Here is a 21,053-nt window from a genome sequence, read left to right on the forward strand (position 1 = left end):
GCCCGGCCGCGCGCGCGCGGTCACACTGCGCGCAGCCTTTCTACCCTCTCCCTCCGATGACCCCGGTGCCCCGCCCGTCGCGCCACGACCCCTACCGCTTCATCCACAAGGGCCTGCGCGCCGCGCTGTTCGACACCCTGCTGGCGCTGGGCCGCGCCGACCCCGCCGACGAAGCCGCGCTGGCCGCCGCGCTCGACGGCGCCGACGCCCTGCTGGCCCTGCTGCTGGAGCACATGCGGCTGGAGAACCATTTCTTCCACGTCGCCATCGAGGCCCGCCAGCCCGGCGCCGCCCAGGCCGTGGGCGACGAGCACGCGCAGCTGCGCGAGGCCCTGGCCGATCTGCAGGAGGACGTGGCCCTGCTGCGCCGCACGCCCGCCGAGGCGCGCGGCCGCCAGCTGCACTGGCTCTACCAGCGCTTCGGCATGCTGGTGGCCGAGCAGCTGCAGCACATGCAGCGCGAGGAGGAGGTGCTCAACCCGCTGCTGTGGTCGCTCTACGGCGACGCCGAGATCGCCGCCATCCACCAGGGCCTGCTGGCGGCCTCGGACCCCGGCCTGCTGCGCGCCCTCGTCGGCTGGATGATGGTGGCGCTGGCGCCGCGCGAGCTGGCGGGGCTGCTCGCGCTGGTGCGGCGGCTGGCGCCGTCGGCCGATGTCGACGCCCTGCTTGCCCAGGCGCGCGAGCGCCTCGGGGCCGCCCGCTCGGCCGCGCTGCTGCGGGCCGTTGCCGGCACGGGAGGCTGAGCGCCATGCACACCGAATCCGCGGGGCCGCAGGCCGGCCCGACCGGGAGCTGGCGCGGGCGCCGCCCCACCATAATCCGCGCCACCATGGCCGCTGCCGCCGACGCGCCCGCCCGCCCCAGCTTCCCGGTCACCAAGATCCGCCGCCCGCTGCTGCGCGTCGGACTGGTCGACCGCGAGCGCATCGAGGCCGACGTGGCCGATGCGCTGGGCGCCGGGGGCGTGGTGCTGCTGTCCGCGCCGGCCGGTTGGGGCAAGACCGTCGTGCTCGCACGTGCCCTCGGCCGCCTGCCGCCTGCCACCGCGGTGGCCTGGCTGTCGCTCGACGAGGACGACGACGTGCCACGGCTGCTCGGCTGCCTGATGGCCGCCCTCGACCCCTTCGACCTGCCCTGGCGCATCGACCCCGAGGCGCTGGCCGCCATCGCCACCCAGCCCGGCAGCCTGCGCCGCGCCGTCGACGAGCTGCTGAACGCCCTCGCGGCGGCCGACGTGGCGCTGGGCGTGCTCGTGCTGGACGACCTGCACCGCGTACAGGACCGCCGCGTCTTCGAGCTGCTCGACATGCTGGCGGGGCAGCTGCCCCGCCACTGGACCCTGGCGCTGGCCACCCGCGTGGACCCGCCGCTGGCGCTGGCGCGGCTGCGCGTGCGCGGCGAGCTGGCCGAGTTCCGCCAGCCGGCGCTGGCCTTCTCGCGCAGCGAGGTGCACATGCTGCGCACGCTGGTCGGCACGCCCGAGGTGCTGGACAGCGAGGACCTGCTCGCCCGCACCGAGGGCTGGCCGGCGGGCCTGCGGCTGTGCCTGTCGGCGCGGCGTGCGGCAGGGGGTACCGGGGAGGCCCAGCGCCTGGTCTTCGCCTACCTGGCCGAGGAGGCTTTCGCGACGCTGCCGCCGGGCCTGCAGCAGTTCCTGCTGCGGGTCTCGGTGCTGCGCGAATTGCGCGCCAGCCGCTGCGCCGCCGTCGCCCAGGACGCGCAGGCCCTGCAGTGGCTGGAGGACATCGAGCGCCGCGGCCTGTTCGCCACGGTGCTGGACGTGGGCGACGAGCTGACGCTACGCCTGCACGACCTGTTCCGCGACTTCCTGCAGGACCGCATGCGCCGCGAGCAGCCCGAGGCCTGGCCCGAGCTGCAGCGCCGCGCGGCCGCCAGCGAGGCCGACCCGCTGCGCCGCATCGACCACCTGCTCAAGGCCGGGGACTGGGCCACGGCGGAGCGCCAGCTCGTCGACGCCGCGCCGGCCCTGCTGCCCCAGGGCGGTGGCGCGCAGGCCCTGCGCCTGGTGGAACAGTTCCCGGCCGATCGCCAGGCCACGTCGCCGCGGCTGGCGCTGGTGCGCGGACTGGTCGCCTGGCCGAGCTTCGAATGGCGCACCATGCAGCAGGCCATGCAGCAGGCCGTGGCGGGCTTCGAGCGCGAGGTCGAGGCTGGCCCGCTGGCCCAGGCGCGGGCCTTCGACGCGCTGGCGCTGACCGCCACCGGCCGCGTTGCCGAGGGCCGCGCCCAGCTCGATGCGCTGGGCCCGCTGCCGGCCTCGCTGGCGCTGCGTGCCCAGGTGCAGGTGGCGAGCTACTGGTCCGGCGGCGCGCTCGGCCCGGCCGATGCGCCGGCCGCCTGCGTGCGCCGGCTGGTCGATGAACTCTCGGCCGGTGCGCCGCCGGCGCTGTGGTTCAGCTGCGCGCCGCATTTCATGCTGATCGGGCGCGCGGGCATGAACGCGGCGCTGGCGCAGTACGTGTCCATGGCCCGCGCGGTGGCCGGCGACGGCCATGCGCCGCTGCGCGCCGTCGCCAACATCCTCGACGCCTGGCTGCTGATGTGGCGCGGCGAGCTGGACGCGGCAGGCAGCCGCTTCGCCGACGTGGACGGCGACAACCGCTGGCTCGGCCAGCCGCGCAACCTGCGCATCCCCATCCTGGGCTTCCGCTGCGTCTGGCATGCGCTGCGCGGCGAGACGGAGGCCTTCCGCCGCGTCGGCGAGGACCTGCTGGCCGACGTTGACGGCGACCCGCAGCGCCGCGCCACCTGGCGGGGCGTCTACCTCTACATGTTGGCCCGCATGGCCGTGGCGCTGGACGATTGGACGCTGGCCGGGCGCTACCAGGGCGAGCTGCTGCGCACGCCCACCGAGGCCGAGTGGCCTTACATGGCCCATGCCCGGGCCACGCTGGGCGCCCAGTTCGCGCTGCGCGCCGGCCGGCTGGCGGCGGCGCTCGAAGCCCTGCGCCCGGCAGCAGCCGTCGCGCACGAGGTCGACAGCTTCGGCGTGCACGCCACGGCGCGCCTGCTGCTGGCCCAGGCCGAGCTGCAGGCTGGTGACGCGCTGCGTGCCGCCCAGGCGCTGGCGCCGCTGCTGGGCGCCCAGGGCCGCGACGAGCTCGGCGGCGTGCTGCTGTCCGGCCCGGCTGTGCTGGCCGAGCTGGCGGGCGCCGACTGGCAGGACGCGCTGGCCGGGCACGACCGCGTCGTGCTGCAGCGCTGGCTGGCCTTGAGCCGCATCCTGCGCGTCGACGCGCAGGCACCGGCCGAGGCCGCGCGGGCGGCGGCGCAGCCGGGCGGCCAGCGCCTGAGCGAGCGCGAGCAGGAGGTGCTGCAGCGCATTGCCGAGGGCGACAGCAACAAGCTCATCGCGCGCCAGCTCGAACTGAGCCCGCACACCGTCAAGCGCCACGTCGCCAACATCCTCGACAAGCTCGGCCTGGCCTCGCGCGGCCAGGCGGCGGCCTGGCACCGGGCCAACGGCTAGGGTTCAGCCGCCGGAATCGCCCAGCCGGAAGACCTGCACCGTGCCGCTCAGCCGCTCGGCCTGGCGGCGCAGCGCGTCGGCCGCGGCCGCGCTCTCCTCGACGAGGGCGGCGTTCTGCTGCGTCATCCGGTCGAGCTGGGCCACGGCCGTGCCGACCTGGCCGATGCCGCTGGTCTGCTCCAGCGTGGCCGAGCTGATCTCGCCGATCAGGTCGGTCACGCGCTTCACCTGGGTCACGATGTCGCGCATGGCCTCGCCGGCCGAGCCGACGAGGGCGGTGCCCGCCTCGACGCGTTCGGTGCTGGTCGAGATCAGGCCCTTGATCTCGCGCGCCGCCTCGGCGCTGCGCTGGGCTAGCGTGCGCACCTCGCCGGCGACGACGGCAAAGCCGCGGCCCTGTTCGCCCGCCCGTGCTGCTTCCACGGCAGCGTTCAGCGCCAGGATGTTGGTCTGGAAGGCGATGCCGTCGATGACGCCGACGATGTCGGTGATGCGGCGCGAACTGGCCGAGATCTCGTCCATCGTCGCGACGACGCGGTCCACCACCTCGCCGCCGCGCGAGGCCGCGTCGCTGGCCGAGGTGGCGAGCTGGCGCGCCTGCACGGCCGTGTCGGCGTTCTGCTGCACGGTGGCCGTCATCTGCTCCATGGAGGAGGCCGTCTGCTGCAGGTTGGCGGCCTGCTCCTCGGTGCGCTGCGACAGGTCGGCGTTGCCGGTGGCGATCTGGGCCGAGCCGGTGGCGATGGAGTCCGACGCGTCGCGCACCTGGGCCACGAGGCCGGCCAGTTCGGCCTGCATGGCGCCCAGGCTGGCCATGACGCTGCCGGCGGGCGCGGCCTCGGTGCCGGGCACGGCGCGCAGGTCGCCCGCCGCGACCTGCCGGGCTGCCGCACTCAGCGCGGCGGGTTCGGCGCCCAGGGCTCGCGTCAGCTGGCGCGTGATGAACAGGCCGGCCGTCACGGCGAACAGCAGGCTCAGCGCGCAGGCCGCGATCAGCCAGGCGCGCTGGCTGCCGTAGGACGCCGCGGCCGCGGCGATCTGGGCGGCCTCGTGTTCACGCGTGAAGGCCATGTAGTCGTCGGATGCCGACACCAGCGCCGCCAGGCTGGGCCGGCAGTCCTTGATGAGCCGGGCCAGCGCGGCGTCGCGGTCGCCGTCGCTGGCGAGCTGGAAGATCTGCGTGGCGATCGGGCCGTAGACGCCCTCGATGCGCACGATGGCGTCGATGCGCTGGCGCGCGGCCGCGTCGACGTCGGCGGCCTGGGCCATCTCACGCAACCGGGTCAGGCGCTCGCCCACGTCCTGGTGGGCGCGCGCCACCTTGTCGCGCTCGGCGGCCACGTCGGCCGGGTCACTCACCAGCAGCAGGTTGCGGATGGCGACGGCGCGGCGGTCCACCGCCGTGCGCACCGCGTTGGCGGCCATCGCCCGGGCATTGACGCCCTGAAGATAGTCCTCGAAGCGCCGATTCGATTCGCCCAGCGCGTGCAGGGCCAGCCCCGACACGATCAGCACCAGCAAGGCGAGGGCCCCGAAAACGGCCAACAGCTTCCCCCGAGTCGATACCTGACTCCCCATGACGCGCCCCAACAAAACGTGAATGTTCTTGTGCTGCCACGGCCCGAGGCCGTGGGCAACGGCGGCCGGTCCTGATCCGGCCTGCCGTTTCCAGGGGCGCGATGCTGTCAGCGCCGTGGGGCGCTTACAAGTGGTTGCGCCGTGTTTTCTGATGGCGCGTGTGACATAAATGACATCGTTTTCAACTTGCTGCGCACTCAGTCGAGCGGCCAGGGCATGGCCTGGGGCGGCTTGTCGGGGGTGGCCGGTGCTGCGGGCTTGGGCGGCGTGGCGGTCTTGTGGCCCGGCCCTTGCGCCGCGCGCCACCACGGTCTGGCGGCCTCGCCGTGATCGGGCTCCAGGGCCTCGCCCAGGCGTGGCATCAGCAGCTGGGCGCCCTGCTGCGGTCCCAGCTCCAGCAGCGTTTCGGCCGGCTGGTCCCAGTCGTGCAGGGCCAGGCTGAACGTGCCCCAGTGCACCGGCAGGAAGGCGCCGCCGCCCAGGTGCTGCAGGGCCTTCAGCGCGTTCTCGGGGCCGAGGTGGATGTCGCCCCAGGACGGGTGGAAGGCGCCCACCTCCAGCATGACGAGGTCGAAGCCGCCGAAGCGCTCGCGGATGGCCGCGTACTCGCTCGTCAGGCCCGTGTCGCCGCTGAAGAAGGCGCGGTGCCGGGGCGTCTCGATGACGAGGGACGACCACAGCGTCGCGTTGCGGTCGGTCAGCGAACGGCCCGAGAAATGCTGGGAGGGCGTGGCGTGGACGCGCAGCTCGGCCGCCGGGTGCTGCCAGTGCTCCCACCAGTCCAGCTCCACGATGCGCTCCGGCGGCACGCCCCAGGCCTGCAGATGGGCGCCCACGCCCAGCGGGGTGATGAAGGGCACGGTCTGCAGCTTCACCAGTTCGCGGATGGTGCCGTGGTCCAGGTGGTCGTAGTGGTCGTGCGAGATGACCACGGCGTCCAGCGGCGGCAGGGCCTTCAGGCCCAGCGGCACGGGCTGGAAGCGCTTCGGCCCGGCCCACTGCGAGGGGGATGCGCGCTGGCCCCAGACGGGGTCGGTCAGCACGCGCAGGCCGTCGATCTCGATCAGCACGGTGGAGTGGCCCAGCCAAGTGGCGCGCAGGCCGCTGCCGGCGGGCTTCAGCCAGGCGTTCAGCGGGTTGTGCGAGGGCAGCGGGCCGGCCGGCGTGCGGCGGCCCTCGGAGCACAGGAATTCGGTCAGCGTGGGGCGCTCGCTGCTGTCGCGCAGCCCGGGCTGGATGGGGTGGACGTTGTGGAAGCCCTCGCCCCTGTCGGTGACGCGCCAGCGCTTTGATGCCCGCATGCGTTCGAGGCGTTCGCCGGCGGCGCGCTTGCCGAGAGATTTCATCGTGGAGGCGGGGAAGCAGCAGGACTCGCCGACATGGTGCCGACGGGACCGGTTTCAAGCCCGTGGGCCGCGCGCGCCTTCAGGCATTGGGCGTCGCCGGGCTGCACGCTGCGGCAGGTGCTGGAACGCTGCTCGTAGATGCCGCAGGCCACGGCCCGGCCCACCTCGCCCTGCAGCGCGACGCAGCGCACCGGCCGGGCCTCGGTGCCGGCCATGCAGCGGTGCAGCGGGCCGACCGGCCGCGTCAGCGCCGCCGGCACGCTGCCGCCCGGGGCGTCGTCGGCCTCGGCCCAGTAGAAGGACACGCGGAACACGGCGCAGCAGGCGCCGCAGCGCTGGCAATCGAGGTCGGCGCTCATGGGGCGATTCTCGGCGCTGCGTGCGGATCATCACGATTGCGCCCCCTTGAATCCATCCGGCCCGGCGGCATCTGCATGTCATTGCCTGCCAGGAGCCCGCCGTGTCTTCCGTCGTCCGTCTCGCCGTCCCCGCCGAACTGCTGTCGCTGGTGCGACTGGCGCAGCTGCTGGAGTCCGTCGAGCACGTCGCGGTGGACCCGCACCAGTACCGCCTGCTCGCTGAGAAGTTGGGTGCCGAGTTGCACGCCCACCAGGGCCACGAGGCGCTGTCGGGCCTGCTCGACCACTTCCCCGCTGCCGCCGAGGTCTACGAGAACCTGCAATACGCCCACGCCGGGCTGTGCCGGGCGCCGCTGGAGGCGTCGCTCGTCTCGGAACTGGCGGCGCGCGACCTGCTCGGCCGCGTGCGCAAGGGCTAGCCCCGCCGCAGCCCGATCTCGAACACCACGCCGTCGTCGGCGTTGCGCGCCGCGATGCTGCCGCCCATCTTGGCCAGATAGGTCTTGGCCACGAACAGTCCCTGGCCGCGCCGCTGGCCGTCCACCGGCTCGGCATCGCTGACGCCGTAGTCGAAGATGCGCGCGAGCTGGTCGGCGGCGATCTGCGGACCCTGGTTGTGGATGTCGATGCTGGCCAGCCCGGCCTCGACGCGCAGCGTCAGCGTGACCGGCGTGCCGGCGGGGCGGTAGCGGTCGGCATTCGTCAGCACATGGGTGATGGCGTCTTCCAGCGGGTACTCGTCGGCCTGCACCCAGACGGGCTCGGGCGCCGGCGTGTAGCGCACGTCGGCAATGCCGGCATAGGCCGCGTTCTCGGCCACGCCGCGCAGGAAGGCGTCCAGGTCCAGCCGGCCCACGGCCAGCGTCGCGGCGGCCAGTGCCTCGCTCGGCGAGGCCTGGCCGTACAGCACCTTGACGGCCTGCTGCATGCGTTGCACATAGCGCCGGCTGGGGTCGGTGTCCGCGCCGTGCAGCAGCATCAGCGACTGCAGCGGCGACATGATCTCGTGGCCCACCGCATGCCACTGGTCGTGCTCGCGCTCGGCGCGCAGCTGCTCGCGGCGCAGGCTGTCGCGGGCGTGCTGCAGCAGGTCGGACAGGCTGCCGGCCAGGATGCCCAGCTCGTCTCGCCCGCGCAGGTCGGCCACGTCCAGCTGGCCCAGCTCGAAGCGCTCGGGCGACTGCAGCTGGTGCGACAGCGCCGCGGCGCGCTTGGTCAGCACCGCCACGCGGCGGATCAGGCCCACCTCGATGATGAGCCAGGCCAGCGCTATGGATCCCAGCATCGCGGCCACGGGCCAGGCCAGGCGGGCGGCGCTGGCGCTGAGCGTGCGGTCCAGCCCCTGCAGGTCGCCGGTCAGCGTGACGTCGAAGCGGCCGGCCGGCGTCGTCACGCTGTCGCGGCCCTGCAGCGTGCGCGCCATGGTTGGTGCGGGCAGGTGCTGGATCAGCGCGGTCAGCCAGGGCGAGGGCGGTGCGCCGGCCTCCTCCGCGCCCTGCAGCAGCGCGACGACGGCGGCGCCGCGCCGGATCTGCAGCGTTTCGCCCGGCGCCAGCGCGGCGGCCAGGCGCGGCAGCGTCAGCGGCGGCTGGGCGCCTGCGCTGGCGCTGTCGAACAGCGCCGTGCCGCCCGGGCCCAGCAGGCTCAGGCGCAGGCCCGTGCGGGCCAGGTCGGCCGGCGGCCATTGCGGGCCCCCGGGGCGGAACAGCGCCTCGCGGAAGGTCTCCACGGGAAGCCGGATGGAGAGGGTGGTGCGGCGCGCGCAGGGGTCGGCGGTGCCCAGGCAAGGTCCCTCGCGCCAGACCCAGCCGCGGAAGTCGCGCTGCGGGCGGGCCTTGGCGCGCAGCGTGGCGGTGTTGCCGGCCCCGTCCGCCGTGAAACCGGGCAGCTGGCCGCGCTGCGCGTCCAGCATCTCGACGGGGGCGAGCCAGTGCTGCTCGGTGCCGGCCTGCTGCAGGCCGATGTGCACGCGGTGCACGTCAGTCAGGTCCAGCGCGCCACGTTCGCGGCTCACCAGCGGCGGTGCATCCATGCTGGCCACGAGGTAGACGAAGCCGCCCGCGTAGGCGTTGCTGCCCACCGCCGCGCATAGGCTGGCGCCGCCGGGGTATTGCAGCGCACAGCCGGCCATCTCGACGGCGCGCCGGGCCTTGGTCGCGTCGTCGAAGTCGATGGCGCCGAAGGGCAGCACGAGCGGCGCCACCCAGCCGGCGTCGACCTGCGCAGGCTCCGGGTTCATCAGCGCCAGCTGGCCCGACGGATGGCGCAGCTGGGCCACGATCTCGGCCAGCGACTTGGCGAAGGTCTGTTCGTAGCGCTGCGCGTTGCGCTGACGCTCCTCGTTGAGCAGCGCGACGGCCAGGGCCAGCGTGGCCACCGCCAGCGCGACGAAGACGAGGTGGAAGACGATGCGGCTGCGGAAAGCCGCCAGCCCCAGGCGCGGCATGTCGGGCAGCGCGACGCGGCCCAGCTTCATCCGCCCACGGTCCAGCGGAAGCCCCGCATCGGGATGTTCTCGATGCCGTCGAAGCTGGCATCCACGTCGCGGAAGGCGTCGCGGATGGTGGCCACGTGCTTGCGCACGTTGTCGCGGTTGCGGCCGCTCTTGACCACGTCGAACAGCTCCTCGTAGCTGACCACCTCGCCCGCGCGCGCATGCAGCGTGGCGAGGATGCGCTGGGCGGTGAGCGGCAGGTTGATGCGCTGGCCGCGCCACATCGCCGAGCGCTGCTTGAGCGGGTCCAGCAGCAGGCTGTCGTCGGCCGCCCTGGCCGCGGCCCTGGGCTCGCGCAGCCTGGCGGTGCGCAGGATGTCGAGAAAGGTCTCGACGAACTCGGCCTCGTCGAAGGTCGTCTTCTGCAGATAGTCCCAGGCGTCCAGCGCCTTCATGATGCTGCGGTAGATGGCCGCCGGCATGGCCGACACGACGAGGACGGGCGTGCCCGCGCCCTGCTTGTTGATCTCGTTGATCAGCGCCACGCCGGCATTGCGCTCGCGGCCGAGCTCGATGTCCAGCACGACCAGGTCGTAGCGCTCGCGCCGCAGCGCCGCCTCGGCGCCGTCGCGGTCGAAATGCTGGTCGACGACCAGCTCGGGGTGGGCGGCACGTATCCAGCCGGCGAGCTGGGCGCTGGTGGTGGGGTCGTCCTCGATGACGGCGATGCGGGGCATGGCGGGATTCTGGCGACAAAGCGCGGCGAGTCCGGGCGTCCGGAAGAAAGCTTCCTCGCGACGTGGATGAGGCTGGCGCCGCCGCAGGCCCGGTCCTATGCTCGTTGCCCGGTCCCGCCCCCGGCGGCACCGGCACGAGCGAAAGGACTGCAAATGCTGAACACCGCTCTCGTCACGACGATGCTGCCCGTCAGCGACCTGGCCCGCGCCCGGGCCTTCTACGAGGGTTGCCTGGGCCTGGTGCCTGGCGGCCTGAAGCCGGACGGCAAGTTCGTCTACCAGGTGGGCGGCAGCACGCTGGCCCTCTTCCCCAAGCCCGGCGGCACCAAGGCCGACCACACCGCCATCAGCTTCAAGGTGGACGACATCGCCGCCAGCATCGCCGAGCTGAAGGGCGCTGGCGTCGTCTTCGAGGACTACGACTACCCGGGCCTGAAGACGGTCGACCATGTCTGCGTGCTGGGCGCGGAGAAGGCGGCGTGGTTCAAGGACACCGAGGGCAACTACCTCTGCATCCACGAGGATCTGGCCTAGGGCCCGGCAAGGCGCCGCGGAAGATTCCTTCCGCGCTGGCGGAAGACATGCGCCCCGCGCCGCTCTCGTCTCTTCCCGCAGGGTTGGGAACCATGGCTGCCATGCATCGAGCACCGATGCACCAACGCCAAGGAACCCACCATGCTGCAACGCCTCCAGACCCTCGCTGCCTCCATCCGCAACGCCTGGCGCCGCGGGGAGGGCGGCAGCCTGGACGGCGCGGCCTCGCTGCGCCGCGTCCTGCCCCCGCTGCTCATCCTCACGGCCGTGGCCGCGGCCGGCTATGCCCTCGTGGCCCACCCGCCGATTCAAGCCGTGCCCCATGGTCAGGCGGCGCTGCGCACCAACCAGTTCAGCGGCGGCGTGAGCGAGTTCCGCGCCGGCAGCTTCCTGCGCCTGCCCGGGCTGCACGAGGTGCGCCTCTTCCCGCTGCGCGACCAGAGCTTCCATCCCGGCGGCATCGCCAAGGCCTCGGGCCCGTCCCCGCTGCAGTCGATCGAGGGCCTGTCGCTGGGCCTGGACATGACGGTGCGCTGGAGCGTCGATGCCACGCGCCTGCCCGAGCTGTCGCGCAAGCTGCCGGACGACATCGAGGCCGACGTTATCGCGCCGGCCGTGCAGGCCGTCGTCTACAAGCAGATCGCCCGCCGCACGGTGCGCGAGATCTTCTCCAGCCAGCGCGCCGAGATCGCCGCGGCGCTCGAAGCCGAGCTGCGCACCAGGCTGGCGGCCGACGGCATCCAGCTCAAGGGCGTGCAGATCGGCTCGGTGGACCTGCCGCCCGACTACCGCCGCGGCATGGACCAGATGCTGTCGGACAGCCTGGCCAGCGAGCGCATGCGCTACACGCTGGAGATTGCCGACAAGAAGGTCAAGGAGACCGAGCTGCAGGCCGCCGCCGACAAGGTGCGCCGCGAGACGGCCGCCGAGGCCGCCGGGCGCGAGCAGATCATCGCGGCCAAGGCCCAGGAAGAGGCCATGAAGCATGTGCTGCCCTTCAAGCAGAAGCTCATCGAGCAGCGCGCGCTGGAAGCCCAGGCCGACAGCGCCGCGCGCATCCAGCAGGCCGAAGGGCAGGCCAAGGCGCGCCGCATCGAGATCGATGCCGAGGCCGCCGCGCGCCAGAAGCTGGCCGACGCCGAGGCCTACCGCGTCGCCCAGGTGGGCAAGGCCAATGCGGGCCAGATGGCCACCGAGGGCGCGCTGCTGACCCGGCATCCGCTGCTGGTGCAGAAGGCCATGGCCGACAAGCTCTCGGACAAGGTGCAGGTCATCATCGCGCCGCCCGGCTCGGGCGGCTTCATCGGCAACGCGTTGCTGGCCGGCGTGTCGCCCCAGCCCGGGGCGCAAGCCACCGAAGCGGAGAAGGAGTAAGCCATGCGCCGCATCGCCTTCGTCGCCGCCGGCGCCTTGCTCGCCGCCGCCGTGATGACCAGCGCCAGCGCCGCGGACTTCCCCCGCGCGGGCCTGGTGTCGCAGGACTCGCCGCTGCGCGGTGCGCCGCGCGACACCGCTTCGCTGCAGGCCCAGATGGGCCGGGGCGAGGCGTTGGAGATCCGTGCCGAGCGCGGCGACCACTGGCAGGTCTGGGACTACCGCCGCGAGCGCGGCGGCTGGCTGCGCAAGAGCCAGGTGCTGCTGATGCCGCGCGGCGATGCCGCCACGGCCGAGCTGCTGGCCCAGCTGCGCCTGGCGCGCCAGCAGTGGGGCACCGAGGGCCTGGGCCTCGGGCTGGCTGCTGCCTATGTGCAGGCGGCGACGCCGGCCGAGCTGGCCGGCCCCGGCGGCGCCGAGGCGCTGGAGGCGATGGGCCAGTTCGCCGAGCGCATCGCCGACCGCGCATCGACCCGCGACGCCAGGCTCGGCGAAGGCCAGCTGGCGGCGCAGATGGACGTGGCCGCGCGCTACGGCCTGAAGTTCGAGCAGTTCGAGACGACGGAGGACGGCCGGGTGCAGGTCTGCTACGACGGCGAGGCCTTCCGCCGCATGCTGGCCACCGCGGCCACGCCCGAGCAGCGCGTGCGCGCGGCGCTGGCCCTGACCCGCTTCGACTGCCTGAACCCCCGCGCCCCGGTGCGCGAGGCCGAGGCGCGCGACCAGTGGCGCCAGCAGGTGCTGGCCCAGGTGGACGCGGCCATGCTGCCCGTGCATTGGAAGAACCGCCTGCTGATGCGCCGCGCCTCGGTCGCCGCCAGCCTGGCCTTCGCGCAGGCGCGCCGGGGGGCGGGCGGCGAGGCGGCGCCCGCGCTGGCCGAGTTCGCCGGCATCGCGCCCAGCGAGCTGACCGAGGACGACCAGGCTGCCTATGCCGACGCCGCGATGCGCGTGAACGCGGCCCGCTGGCTGGGCACGGGCGCGGCAGCGCGGGATTTCGGCCACCTCTCGCTCGCGCTGCAGCCGGGCGCCGACGGCGAGCGCTGCGTCGAGCTGAAGGAGGGCGCCCGGCTCGCCGCGCGCCGCTGCAGCTTCGGCCAGATCGCGCTGGCCTCGGCCTCGCTGAACCGCGAGGGCCGCGCGCTGGCCCTGGCCGTGCAGCCGCTGGACGGCTGGCGCGAGCTGTGGCTGTTCATCCGGGACCGCGAGGGCTGGCGCGTGGAAGTCATGCCGCCCGCGCCGGCCCAGCCGGGGCTGGGCGTGGCGGAGTTCGCCGGCTGGGTGCCGGGCGGCGCGCAGATGCTGCTGGCCCGCGAGTTCCGCGCCGAGGGCAAGTACCGCCGCAGCTTCGAGGTCGTGTCGCTCGTCAGCCTGGCCACCGAGCGCCAGGCCGGCGAGCCCGCGCTGATGGGCGCGTTCCAGCGCTGGGCCGACCCAGCCTGGCGCGGCGGCTCGCCGATGCGGCGCTGAGCGGGCTCAGGGCCGGGTCAGGCTCTGCAGTTCATGGACCTCGAAGCTGTAGATGCGGCCCTGGGCGTAGATGGTGGATTCCTGGCGCACCGGCACGCCGAGCTCGGGCGCGATCCATTGCTTGTGCGTCTGCGTGCCCGTGCCGCAGCCGTTGCGCCATTGGCCGTCCGATTCGATGCGCAGCGCACGGAACCTGCCGGCCGGCAGCGTGAGGTCGTCCCAGGCGACCGCCTTGAAGCTCTGCCTCGACTGGGTCGGACCGCACTGCGGGTTGTTGTAGGCGTAGGCGCTGTCCCAGCGGTTGCCCGCGGCGAGCGGAAAGCGCAGCCGTTGCAGCGGCGGCTCGAAGACCCGCTCGCCATGGCGCTTGAGCGCGTAATGGGCGGCGTCCAGCACGACGGCGACCTGCCCGGACTCGTCGCTGATCTCGACCTCGCTGTCGTTGGCCGCGCTGATGCGGTAGCTGGTGTCGGAGATGACGGCCTTGGTCATGCCGTCGATGACGCGCATGCGCCAGCTGGTGCCCACGGCGGCCGCGGGCTTGTCGATGCCGGCGGTGTCGGCAGCCGCGGCGGGCAGGGCCGCCGCCAGGCCCATCAGTGCGATGCTGAGCCTCTTCTTCATGGTTGTTCTCCCTGGTTGGTGGGCCAACAGCCTAGGAGGCCTGCGGCGGCCGCGGCAGCGGGAAAACCAGGGCTGCCGGCGGTGCTCAGGCCGCCAGCGGCAGCGCCTGCGGCAGTGGCAGGTCCAGCCGCGCCACCGTGCCCTTGCCCGGCTGGCTTTCCAGCCGGATGGCGCCACCCAGCAGGTTCTCGACGAGGCTGTGCACGACGAACAGGCCCAGCCCGCTGCCGCCCTGGCCGAAGCGGGTGGTGAAGAAGGGCTCGAAGGCGCGGTCCAGGTCGGCCTGCGGCATGCCGCTGCCGTTGTCGCGCACCTCGATCAGCAGGTGCCCCGCCGGTGCCGGCGCCGTGCCGATGCGCACCTGCCCGGCGCTGCCGCCGAAGGCGTGCAGGCAAGCGTTCTCGAACAGCTGTTCCAGCACCTGGCGCAGCACGTCGCGGTAGCCGTCCAGCGCCAGGTCCTCGGGCAGGTCGCAGATGAACTGCACGTGGCGCACGGACAGTCGGGTCTGCACGCCGGCCCAGGCCTGCAGCGCGGCGTCGCGCAGGCCGAAGCGCATGCGCACGGCGCGGCCGCCGTCCTCGGTCAGCTGGCGAAAGCGCGTGATGAGCTGCAGCGCCCGGCGCACGTTCTGCTCGACGAGCTGGGCCGCATGGCTGGCCTGGGTCATCCAGTCGGCCAGCTCCTGGCGGCGCAGCGGCGCGTGGCTGGCGAGCTTGTCGGCCACCACACGGCTGCGCTCGTGCATCACGTCGGCCGACAGCAGCGCGTTGCCCAGCGGCGTGTTCATCTCGTGGGCGATGCCGGCCAGCAACTGACCGAGGGCGGCCAGCTTGCGGCTGCTGATGAGCTCCTCCTGGGCCTGCAGCAGTTCCCGCGTGCGCGCCTGCACCTGCTCCTCCAGCCACTGCGCGGCGCGGCGGCGCTCGTCCTCGCGGCGGGCCTGGTCGATGGCGATGCCGGCCAGGTTGCTGGCCACGCGCAGCGCGGTCAGCTCGTCGTGGCCCGGGCGGCGCTGCTCGCGGTAGTACATCGCGAAGCTGCCGATGACGCCCTGGCCGGCCGCGTGGATAGGCTCGGACCAGCAGGCCTTGAAGCCCAGCGGCACGAGATGCTTGAACGGAGCCCACAGCGGGTCGGTGTCGATGTCGACGACGACGACGGTGCGGTCGTCGTGCATGGCCGTGCCGCAGGAGCCCACAGCCGGGCCGATGGCCAGGCCGTCCAGCCCCTGCAGATAGCTCGCGGGCATGCGTGGCCCTGCGCCGGGGTGCATGTGCAGGCCGTCGGCGTCCAGCAGCATGACGCTGCAGTACAGGCCGTCGAACTGCGCCTCGATCAGCGCCGTCAGCCGCTCCAGCACCAGTTTGAGCGGCTGGCCGGCGGCCACCATCTGCAGCAGCTCGTTCTCGCCGGCGCTCAAGGCCTTGGCGAAGGCGAGGGCGCCGAGGTCGACGAGGCACAGCGTGACCTGGTCGCTGCCCGCGGCCCCGCGCGTCAGCAGCACCTCGTGCTGGCGCACGCGGCCGTCGCGGTGCATCAGCGGCCACAGCAGCCGGCTGCAGCCGCCGGGAGCGATGGCCTGGACGTGCGCCTGCAGCGCTGCCGCGTCGAGGCCGCCGGACGCATGCGGGGCGCACAGGGCCGCCAGCGGCTGGCCATCGAGCGCGGCCGGCGCATGGCCCAGCACCTCGGCGCGGCCCGAGCTTGCCTGCACGATGGGCAGCCCTGGCACCAGCCGGACCGACAGCATCGCAACGTGGGCCAGGTCGTCCATGTCATCCTCCACAGTCTTGGCGTTATACCGGCGCTGGCCGACTGTGCACAAAACAGGGCGGCGCCGGTTCAGAATCGCATCCTCTCTTGCCTCAGGTCAATCCGCCATGCCGCAGATGTTGCTCATCGTCGAACCCGTTGGCCAGCGCGCCGAGCGTGGCCGCGCCGCCGGCGAGGCCGTCTACCAGCGCATGCTGGACTTCGCGGCGGAACTGCAGGCCGAGGGGCTGCTGCTGGGCGTCAATTCGCTGGGCACGGCGGCCCGGCGGCTGGCCAAGCGCGACGGCGGCGCCCAGGTCTGGGACGGCCCCTTTGCCGAAGCCAAGGAGATGCTGGGCGGCTATTTCCTGCTCGACACGGAAGACCCCGCGGTCGCCATGGCCTGGGCCGAGCGCTGCCCCGCCGCGGAGTGGGCGACCGTGGAGATCCGTGGCGTGGGCCCCTGCTACACCTAGGGAGGCTTGGTAGTTTCCCGGTGTCTGTCGAAACCGGGCCGCATGGATCGTCGTGGGCAGGAAGGCAGCAAAAACAGCGCCGCCTCAGCCACCTCAGGAGATCCGTCATGCGATTCATGATCCAAGTCCGCGCCACGGCCGTCAGCGAGCGCGGCGACCCGCCCGGCCCCGAGTACGCCCAGCTGTTCGAGGCCATGGGCGCTTTTCACGGCGAGATGGCGCGCGCCGGCGTGCTGCTGGACGGCGCCGGCCTGCGGCCCAGCCGTGACGGCTGGCGCCAGCGCTACGGCGCCGATGGCCGCATCGAATGCGTCGATGGCCCGTTCGCCGAGGCCAAGGAGCTGATCGCCGGCTACACGCTGATCCAGGTGCGCTCCGTCGAGGAGGCCCGGGCCTGGGCCAGCCGCTTCCCGATGCCCTTCGTGGGCATCGCCTGCGAGATCGAGGTCAGGCGGCTTTACGAAGACGCCGACTTCGCCCCCGGTGGCGACATGGCCATCCGCAGCGCCTGAGGAGCCTGCCATGAGCAACCTCTCCATCGTCTTCATCGGCCTGGGCTTGGCGGTCCTGCTGTTGCTGGCCTATGCCGCGACGCGGCCCGACGAGTTCCGCGTCGAGCGCCGTGCGCGCATCGCCGCACCCAGCGAGCGGGTGTGGCCGCTGGTCAGCGAGCTGCGCGCGTTCAACCGCTGGAACCCCTATGAACGCAAGGACCCGCTGATCAAGAGCGCCTACAGCGGCGCGGCGGCCGGCGTCGGCTCGCGCTACGACTGGGACAGCAAGGAGGTCGGCGTCGGCAGCCTGGAGATCACCGGCCAGCAGCCCGGCCGCGCCGTGCAGATGAAGCTGGACTTCGTGAAGCCCTTCGAAGCCCACAACCTGGCCGAGTTCGCGCTGCAGCCCACGGCGGATGGCGCCACCGAAGTGCGCTGGACCATGCGCGGTCCGGCCAACTTCCTGAGCAAGCTGATGGGCGTCTTCATCGACATGGACAGGATGGTGGGCAAGGACTTCGAGGACGGGCTGCAGAACCTGCGCCAGCTGGCCGAGGCCCGGACATGAAGGACCTGCGCTTCGACATCGACATCGCCGCTCCGGCTGCGCGGGTGTGGGACTGCATGTTCGACGCCATCGCCTACCGCGACTGGACCAGCGCCTTCGCCGAGGGCTCCTACTTCGAAGGCGTCTGGGCGGCAGGCCGGCGCCTGCGCTTCCTCGACCCTCAGGGCTTCGGCATGGAGGCCATCGTCGACGAATGCCTGCCGCACCAGCGCCTGTCGCTGCGGCTGGTGGGCGAGATCAAGGACGGCCGGCCCGTGGCCGGCAGCCCGCTGCACCACGAGCCGGCCCACGAGAGCTATGCCTTCGGCCCGACACCCGGCGGCGGCACGCGGCTGGCAGTGCAGCTGCAGAGCTGGGACGACGGCTTCACCGACTTCCTCAACGCCAGCTGGCCCCGGGCGCTGCTGCGCCTGAAGGCTCTGGCCGAATCCACGCACTGAAAGGCACCGCCATGCAGATCAAGATTTCCTCCATCTTCGTCGACGACCAGGACAAGGCCCTGGCGTTCTACACGGGCAAGCTCGGCTTCAGGAAGATGGCCGACATCCCCATGGGCCCGAGCTACCGCTGGCTGACCGTCGTGTCGCCCGAGGGTGTGCATGGCGTCGAGCTGGCGCTGGAGTCCGTCGCCGGCTTCGAGGCCGCGCGCGTCTTCCAGAAGTCGCTGTACGAATCGGGCCGGCCCTGCACCGGCTTCGTGACCGCCGATGTCGAGGCCGAGGCGCGCAGGCTGCGCGAGCGCGGTGTCGTCGTGCGCGGCGAGCCGGTGGACATGGGCCCCATCAAGGCCGTCATGTTCGAGGACGGCTGCGGCAACCTCATCCACCTCGTCCAACCGCTGATGCAGCCGGAGTGAGCGCCATGCACAAGCAGATCTACGTCAACCTGCCCGTCAAGGACCTGGCCGCCAGCAAGGCCTTCTTCGAGGCCGTGGGCTACCGCTTCAACCCGCAGTTCACCAACGACAAGGGCGCCGGGATGGAGCTGGGCGAGAACCTCTACGCCATGCTGCTGGCCGAGGACTTCGCCAGGACCTTCACCGACAAGGCCTTTGCGGATGCGAAGACGGCCACCACGGGCTGGGTGTGCCTGAGCTGCGAGAGCCGCGAGGAGGTGGACACGCTGGTGGCCAAGGCGAAGGCCGCCGGCGGCAACATCCCGAGCGAGGCGCAGGACCATGGCTTCATGTACGGCCATGGCTTCGAGGACCTGGACGGCCACCACTGGGAGCTCGTCCACATGACCGGCATGCCGCCGCAGGCCTGAGGAGACAGACATGAAGATCCAGCAAAAGATCACCCCCTTCATCTGGTACGAGAAGGGCGCCGAAGACGCCGTGGCGCACTACCTTCAGGTGTTCGGCAGCGGCGAGGTCAGGCACACCCAGCGCTGGGGCGAGAACTCGCCGGGCCAGGCCGGCTCGGTCATGGTGGTGCAGTTCGAGCTGCTGGGCCAGCAGATGACTGCCTTCAACGGCGGGCCGCATTTCAAGCTCAACGAGGCCTTCTCGCTGATGGTGGCCTGCGCAGACCAGGCCGAGATCGACCACCTCTGGACCGCGCTGCAGGCCGGCGGCGGCAAGGAGAAGGCCTGTGGCTGGGTGGAGGACGCCTGGGGCCTGTCCTGGCAGATCATCCCGGCGGCCTGGTTCGACATGATCCGCGACCCCGACCCGGCGCGCGTGCAGCGCGTGTTCCAGGCGATCTGGCAAATGCAGAAGATCGACCTCGCCGCTTTGCAGCGCGCCTACGACGGAGCTTGAGCGGGTGAGCCATGCCGACCTGGCCGCGGGCGTCTGGCGCATCGAGCGCAGCCGTCTCGTCGGCGCCGCGGCCAAGCTGCTGCGCGACCTCGACGAGGCCGAGGACTGCGCCCAGGACGCCCTCATGGCCGCGCTCGACGCCTGGCCGCGTGACGGCCAGCCCGCCAACCCCGCCGCCTGGCTGATGACCGCCACCCGCAACAAGGCTCTGGACCGCCTGCGCCGCCGCGCCATGCTGGAACGCGAGCACGAACACCTGGCTGCCGATGACGAGGCCTACGGCACCCACGTCGTGCCCGACTTCGTGGACCACCTCGACGCCGCGCGCGACCAGGCCGAGATCGGCGACGAGCTGCTGCGCCTCATCTTCATCGCCTGCCACCCCGTGCTGCCGCGCGAGGCTCAGGTGGCGCTGACGCTGCGCCTGCTCGGCGGCCTGGAAACGGCCGAGATCGCCCGTGCCTTCCTGCAGCCCGAGGCCACGGTGGCCCAGCGCATCGTGCGCGCCAAGAAGGCCCTCAACGGCCAGGCCTTCGAGCTGCCCGGGCCCGACGAGCGCGCCCAGCGCCTGTCGGCCGTGCTGGCCGTTGTCTACCTCATCTTCAACGAGGGCCACAGCGCCGGCAGCGGCGCGAGCCTGCTGCGCCCGGCCCTGTGCGACGAGGCCTTGCGCCTGGCGCGCCAGCTGCAGCACCTGTTGCCGCAGGAGGCGGAAGTGCACGGCCTGGCCGCGCTGCTGGAGATCCAGGCCTCGCGCCTGCCAGCTCGGCTGGACGTCCAGGGTCGCCCCGTGCTGCTGCCCGACCAGGACCGCCGCCGCTGGGACGCGCTGCTGATTCGCCGTGGCCTGGCCGCGCTGGACGCGGCGCTGGCCATGGGCGAGCCCGGCCCCTACACGCTGCAGGGATCAATAGCCGCCTGCCACGCCCGCGCCGCGCGCGCCGAGGACACCGACTGGGGCGCCATCGTGGCCGGCTACGACCGGCTGTTCGCGCTCAACCCCTCGCCCGTCATCGCGCTCAACCGCGCCGTGGCGCTCAGCTTCGCCGAGGGTCCGGCCGCGGCCTGGCCGCTGCTGGAAGCCCTGGCTGCCGAGCCACAGCTGCGGCGCTACCCCTGGCTGGCCGGCGCCCAGGCCGACGTGCTCGAACGCCTGGGCCGCGCGACCGAGGCGCGCGAGGCCTATCTGCGCGCCGCGGAGCTGACGGACAACGAGGTGCAGCGGGCGCTGCTGCTGGCGCGGGCGCGGCGCCTGGCGAGTTGAGGCGCTGCTGAGTGGGGCGTGTGCGGCGGGTTACGACCCAGAGCGGAAGTTCTAGCGGGCCCACCCAGGCTCCGCCAAGCAGCCGTTCAACGTTGAAGCTGAGCCGCGAGCGGCGGCTTGCCGACGCGAGTCGGCTCGACTAGTTAGGCATCACTGCGCGCGGCCAGGGTTTGCAGCATGGATGGCAAGGAGTAGGGCTTAAGGATTGCCAAACTCTTGCGAGAGAAGTTGATTCCCCATTCGGGCTGGCTTTTCTGTCCAGGCGAGTCGTAGTTTCTGTCAACAAAGACGGAGTCAGGAGTTTCCCAGAGCTGCGATGGCAGAAGGAACGATATGGGTTCCTTCTCATCAAGGAGCAGGCCCAGTGCGACGTAAAGTCCCTCCTTCGGTGTGAAGTGGCTCTTTCGCATGAACACATAACCGAAGTCGCGGAGGGACTTTGCCTGAATCTCGAGAAAGGGTCCCTTGTCTTTGCGTGCGACAAAGTCGACGCCCCTGTCGTCAACTTCCGCGCTGTAGACCTCGAAGCCGTACATCGTGAACTCCATCTTCATGAAGTACTCGAAATACGCGCCAAGTTGCTGCGTATTGAGTTTGCTCCAGAGGTAGCGGGACATGGTTTCTGTGATGTCTAACGTCGGAGATGACCGGCGACCGGCGGGAAGGGCGGAGCGAAGCGAAGGACCGCCGCTGGGCGGCCGCGTCGATCGAATACGAAGGGACTTCCCACCTTCTGGCTAACGGCGTCGAGGCGCCAAGATTGATGGTGCGAATCGTCAATCTGC

General features: G+C 72.3%; 22 protein-coding genes. 14 read left to right on the plus strand and 8 right to left on the minus strand.

Going from position 1 to position 21,053, the window contains the following annotated elements; genetic code table 11:
- The first annotated feature begins 56 nt into the window (after positions 1 to 56).
- Positions 57 to 746, plus strand: coding sequence for a hemerythrin domain-containing protein (locus AC07VX_RS26045; protein WP_493167698.1), 690 nt, complete (start codon positions 57 to 59; stop codon positions 744 to 746).
- Between the two features lie 5 nt (positions 747 to 751).
- Positions 752 to 3,493, plus strand: coding sequence for a winged helix-turn-helix domain-containing protein (locus AC07VX_RS26050; RefSeq protein ID WP_493183975.1), 2,742 nt, complete (start codon positions 752 to 754; stop codon positions 3,491 to 3,493).
- 3 nt (positions 3,494 to 3,496) lie between these two features.
- Here AC07VX_RS26050 and AC07VX_RS26055 read toward each other — a convergent pair whose 3' ends face one another.
- The 3 genes from AC07VX_RS26055 to AC07VX_RS26065 all read right to left on the minus strand — a co-directional run bounded on the left by AC07VX_RS26055 (position 3,497) and on the right by AC07VX_RS26065 (position 6,776).
- Positions 3,497 to 5,038 carry a methyl-accepting chemotaxis protein gene (locus tag AC07VX_RS26055; protein WP_493167696.1) on the minus strand — a complete coding sequence of 514 codons (1,542 nt, stop codon included), beginning with the start codon at positions 5,036 to 5,038 and terminating at the stop codon, positions 3,497 to 3,499.
- A gap of 230 nt (positions 5,039 to 5,268) precedes the next feature.
- The gene (locus tag AC07VX_RS26060; protein ID WP_493167695.1) at positions 5,269 to 6,417 is read right to left on the minus strand and encodes an MBL fold metallo-hydrolase; all 1,149 of its coding nucleotides are present in this window, start codon (positions 6,415 to 6,417) and stop codon (positions 5,269 to 5,271) included.
- Entirely contained in the window at positions 6,414 to 6,776 is a 363-nt protein-coding gene (locus AC07VX_RS26065) for a YkgJ family cysteine cluster protein (protein ID WP_493167694.1), read from the minus strand. Before AC07VX_RS26065 ends, AC07VX_RS26060 begins: the two co-directional genes overlap by 4 nt.
- A 101-nt stretch (positions 6,777 to 6,877) precedes the next feature.
- Here AC07VX_RS26065 and AC07VX_RS26070 point away from each other — a divergent pair, with 101 nt between their 5' ends.
- Complete coding sequence (locus tag AC07VX_RS26070; RefSeq protein ID WP_493167693.1) at positions 6,878 to 7,195, plus strand: hypothetical protein; 318 nt, start codon at positions 6,878 to 6,880, stop codon at positions 7,193 to 7,195.
- On the opposite strand, the gene AC07VX_RS26075 is transcribed toward AC07VX_RS26070, so the two are convergent.
- Both AC07VX_RS26075 and AC07VX_RS26080 read right to left on the minus strand, forming a co-directional pair.
- A complete protein-coding gene (locus AC07VX_RS26075; protein WP_493167692.1) occupies positions 7,192 to 9,252 on the minus strand; it encodes a sensor histidine kinase in 2,061 nt (686 codons plus the stop codon). The genes AC07VX_RS26070 and AC07VX_RS26075 overlap by 4 nt on opposite strands.
- Complete coding sequence (locus AC07VX_RS26080; RefSeq protein WP_493167691.1) at positions 9,249 to 9,947, minus strand: response regulator transcription factor; 699 nt, start codon at positions 9,945 to 9,947, stop codon at positions 9,249 to 9,251. Before AC07VX_RS26080 ends, AC07VX_RS26075 begins: the two co-directional genes overlap by 4 nt.
- Before the next feature lie 153 nt (positions 9,948 to 10,100).
- Between AC07VX_RS26080 and AC07VX_RS26085 the strand changes: the two genes are divergently transcribed.
- The 3 genes from AC07VX_RS26085 (at position 10,101) to AC07VX_RS26095 (ending at position 13,325) form a co-directional block, all read left to right on the plus strand.
- Positions 10,101 to 10,481, plus strand: coding sequence for a VOC family protein (locus tag AC07VX_RS26085; protein ID WP_493167690.1), 381 nt, complete (start codon positions 10,101 to 10,103; stop codon positions 10,479 to 10,481).
- Between the two features lie 141 nt (positions 10,482 to 10,622).
- Positions 10,623 to 11,855 (plus strand): SPFH domain-containing protein, encoded by a 1,233-nt coding sequence (locus tag AC07VX_RS26090; RefSeq protein ID WP_493167689.1) that lies wholly within the window; start codon positions 10,623 to 10,625, stop codon positions 11,853 to 11,855.
- Between the two features lie 3 nt (positions 11,856 to 11,858).
- On the plus strand, positions 11,859 to 13,325 hold the full coding sequence (locus AC07VX_RS26095) for a hypothetical protein (RefSeq protein WP_493167688.1): 1,467 nt from the start codon (positions 11,859 to 11,861) through the stop codon (positions 13,323 to 13,325).
- A 6-nt stretch (positions 13,326 to 13,331) separates the two neighbouring features.
- Here the strand turns inward: AC07VX_RS26095 and AC07VX_RS26100 are convergent, their stop codons facing one another.
- Entirely contained in the window at positions 13,332 to 13,949 is a 618-nt protein-coding gene (locus tag AC07VX_RS26100; protein ID WP_493167687.1) for a hypothetical protein, read from the minus strand.
- A gap of 85 nt (positions 13,950 to 14,034) precedes the next feature.
- Positions 14,035 to 15,726 carry an ATP-binding protein gene (locus tag AC07VX_RS26105; RefSeq protein WP_493167686.1) on the minus strand — a complete coding sequence of 564 codons (1,692 nt, stop codon included), beginning with the start codon at positions 15,724 to 15,726 and terminating at the stop codon, positions 14,035 to 14,037.
- 106 nt (positions 15,727 to 15,832) lie between these two features.
- Here AC07VX_RS26105 and AC07VX_RS26110 point away from each other — a divergent pair, with 106 nt between their 5' ends.
- From AC07VX_RS26110 to AC07VX_RS26145, 8 genes are all read left to right on the plus strand, one after another.
- Positions 15,833 to 16,180: a YciI family protein gene (locus tag AC07VX_RS26110; RefSeq protein WP_493167685.1), complete on the plus strand. Its 348-nt coding sequence runs from the start codon at positions 15,833 to 15,835 to the stop codon at positions 16,178 to 16,180.
- Between the two features lie 107 nt (positions 16,181 to 16,287).
- Positions 16,288 to 16,692 (plus strand): YciI family protein, encoded by a 405-nt coding sequence (locus tag AC07VX_RS26115; protein ID WP_493167684.1) that lies wholly within the window; start codon positions 16,288 to 16,290, stop codon positions 16,690 to 16,692.
- Positions 16,693 to 16,702: 10 nt separating this feature from the next.
- Positions 16,703 to 17,242, plus strand: coding sequence for an SRPBCC family protein (locus AC07VX_RS26120; protein WP_493167683.1), 540 nt, complete (start codon positions 16,703 to 16,705; stop codon positions 17,240 to 17,242).
- Positions 17,239 to 17,682, plus strand: coding sequence for an SRPBCC domain-containing protein (locus AC07VX_RS26125; protein ID WP_493167682.1), 444 nt, complete (start codon positions 17,239 to 17,241; stop codon positions 17,680 to 17,682). Before AC07VX_RS26120 ends, AC07VX_RS26125 begins: the two co-directional genes overlap by 4 nt.
- 11 nt (positions 17,683 to 17,693) lie before the next feature.
- Positions 17,694 to 18,098 carry a VOC family protein gene (locus tag AC07VX_RS26130; RefSeq protein WP_493167680.1) on the plus strand — a complete coding sequence of 135 codons (405 nt, stop codon included), beginning with the start codon at positions 17,694 to 17,696 and terminating at the stop codon, positions 18,096 to 18,098.
- Positions 18,099 to 18,103: 5 nt separating this feature from the next.
- On the plus strand, positions 18,104 to 18,508 hold the full coding sequence (locus tag AC07VX_RS26135; RefSeq protein WP_493167679.1) for a VOC family protein: 405 nt from the start codon (positions 18,104 to 18,106) through the stop codon (positions 18,506 to 18,508).
- A gap of 10 nt (positions 18,509 to 18,518) precedes the next feature.
- Positions 18,519 to 19,004 carry a VOC family protein gene (locus tag AC07VX_RS26140; RefSeq protein ID WP_493167678.1) on the plus strand — a complete coding sequence of 162 codons (486 nt, stop codon included), beginning with the start codon at positions 18,519 to 18,521 and terminating at the stop codon, positions 19,002 to 19,004.
- A 4-nt stretch (positions 19,005 to 19,008) separates the two neighbouring features.
- Complete coding sequence (locus AC07VX_RS26145; protein WP_493167677.1) at positions 19,009 to 20,268, plus strand: RNA polymerase sigma factor; 1,260 nt, start codon at positions 19,009 to 19,011, stop codon at positions 20,266 to 20,268.
- Between the two features lie 143 nt (positions 20,269 to 20,411).
- Here AC07VX_RS26145 and AC07VX_RS26150 read toward each other — a convergent pair whose 3' ends face one another.
- Positions 20,412 to 20,885: a hypothetical protein gene (locus tag AC07VX_RS26150; protein ID WP_493167675.1), complete on the minus strand. Its 474-nt coding sequence runs from the start codon at positions 20,883 to 20,885 to the stop codon at positions 20,412 to 20,414.
- Positions 20,886 to 21,053: the final 168 nt, after the last annotated feature.

It is taken from the genome of Roseateles sp. GW821-FHT03B02, from assembly GCF_059421025.1.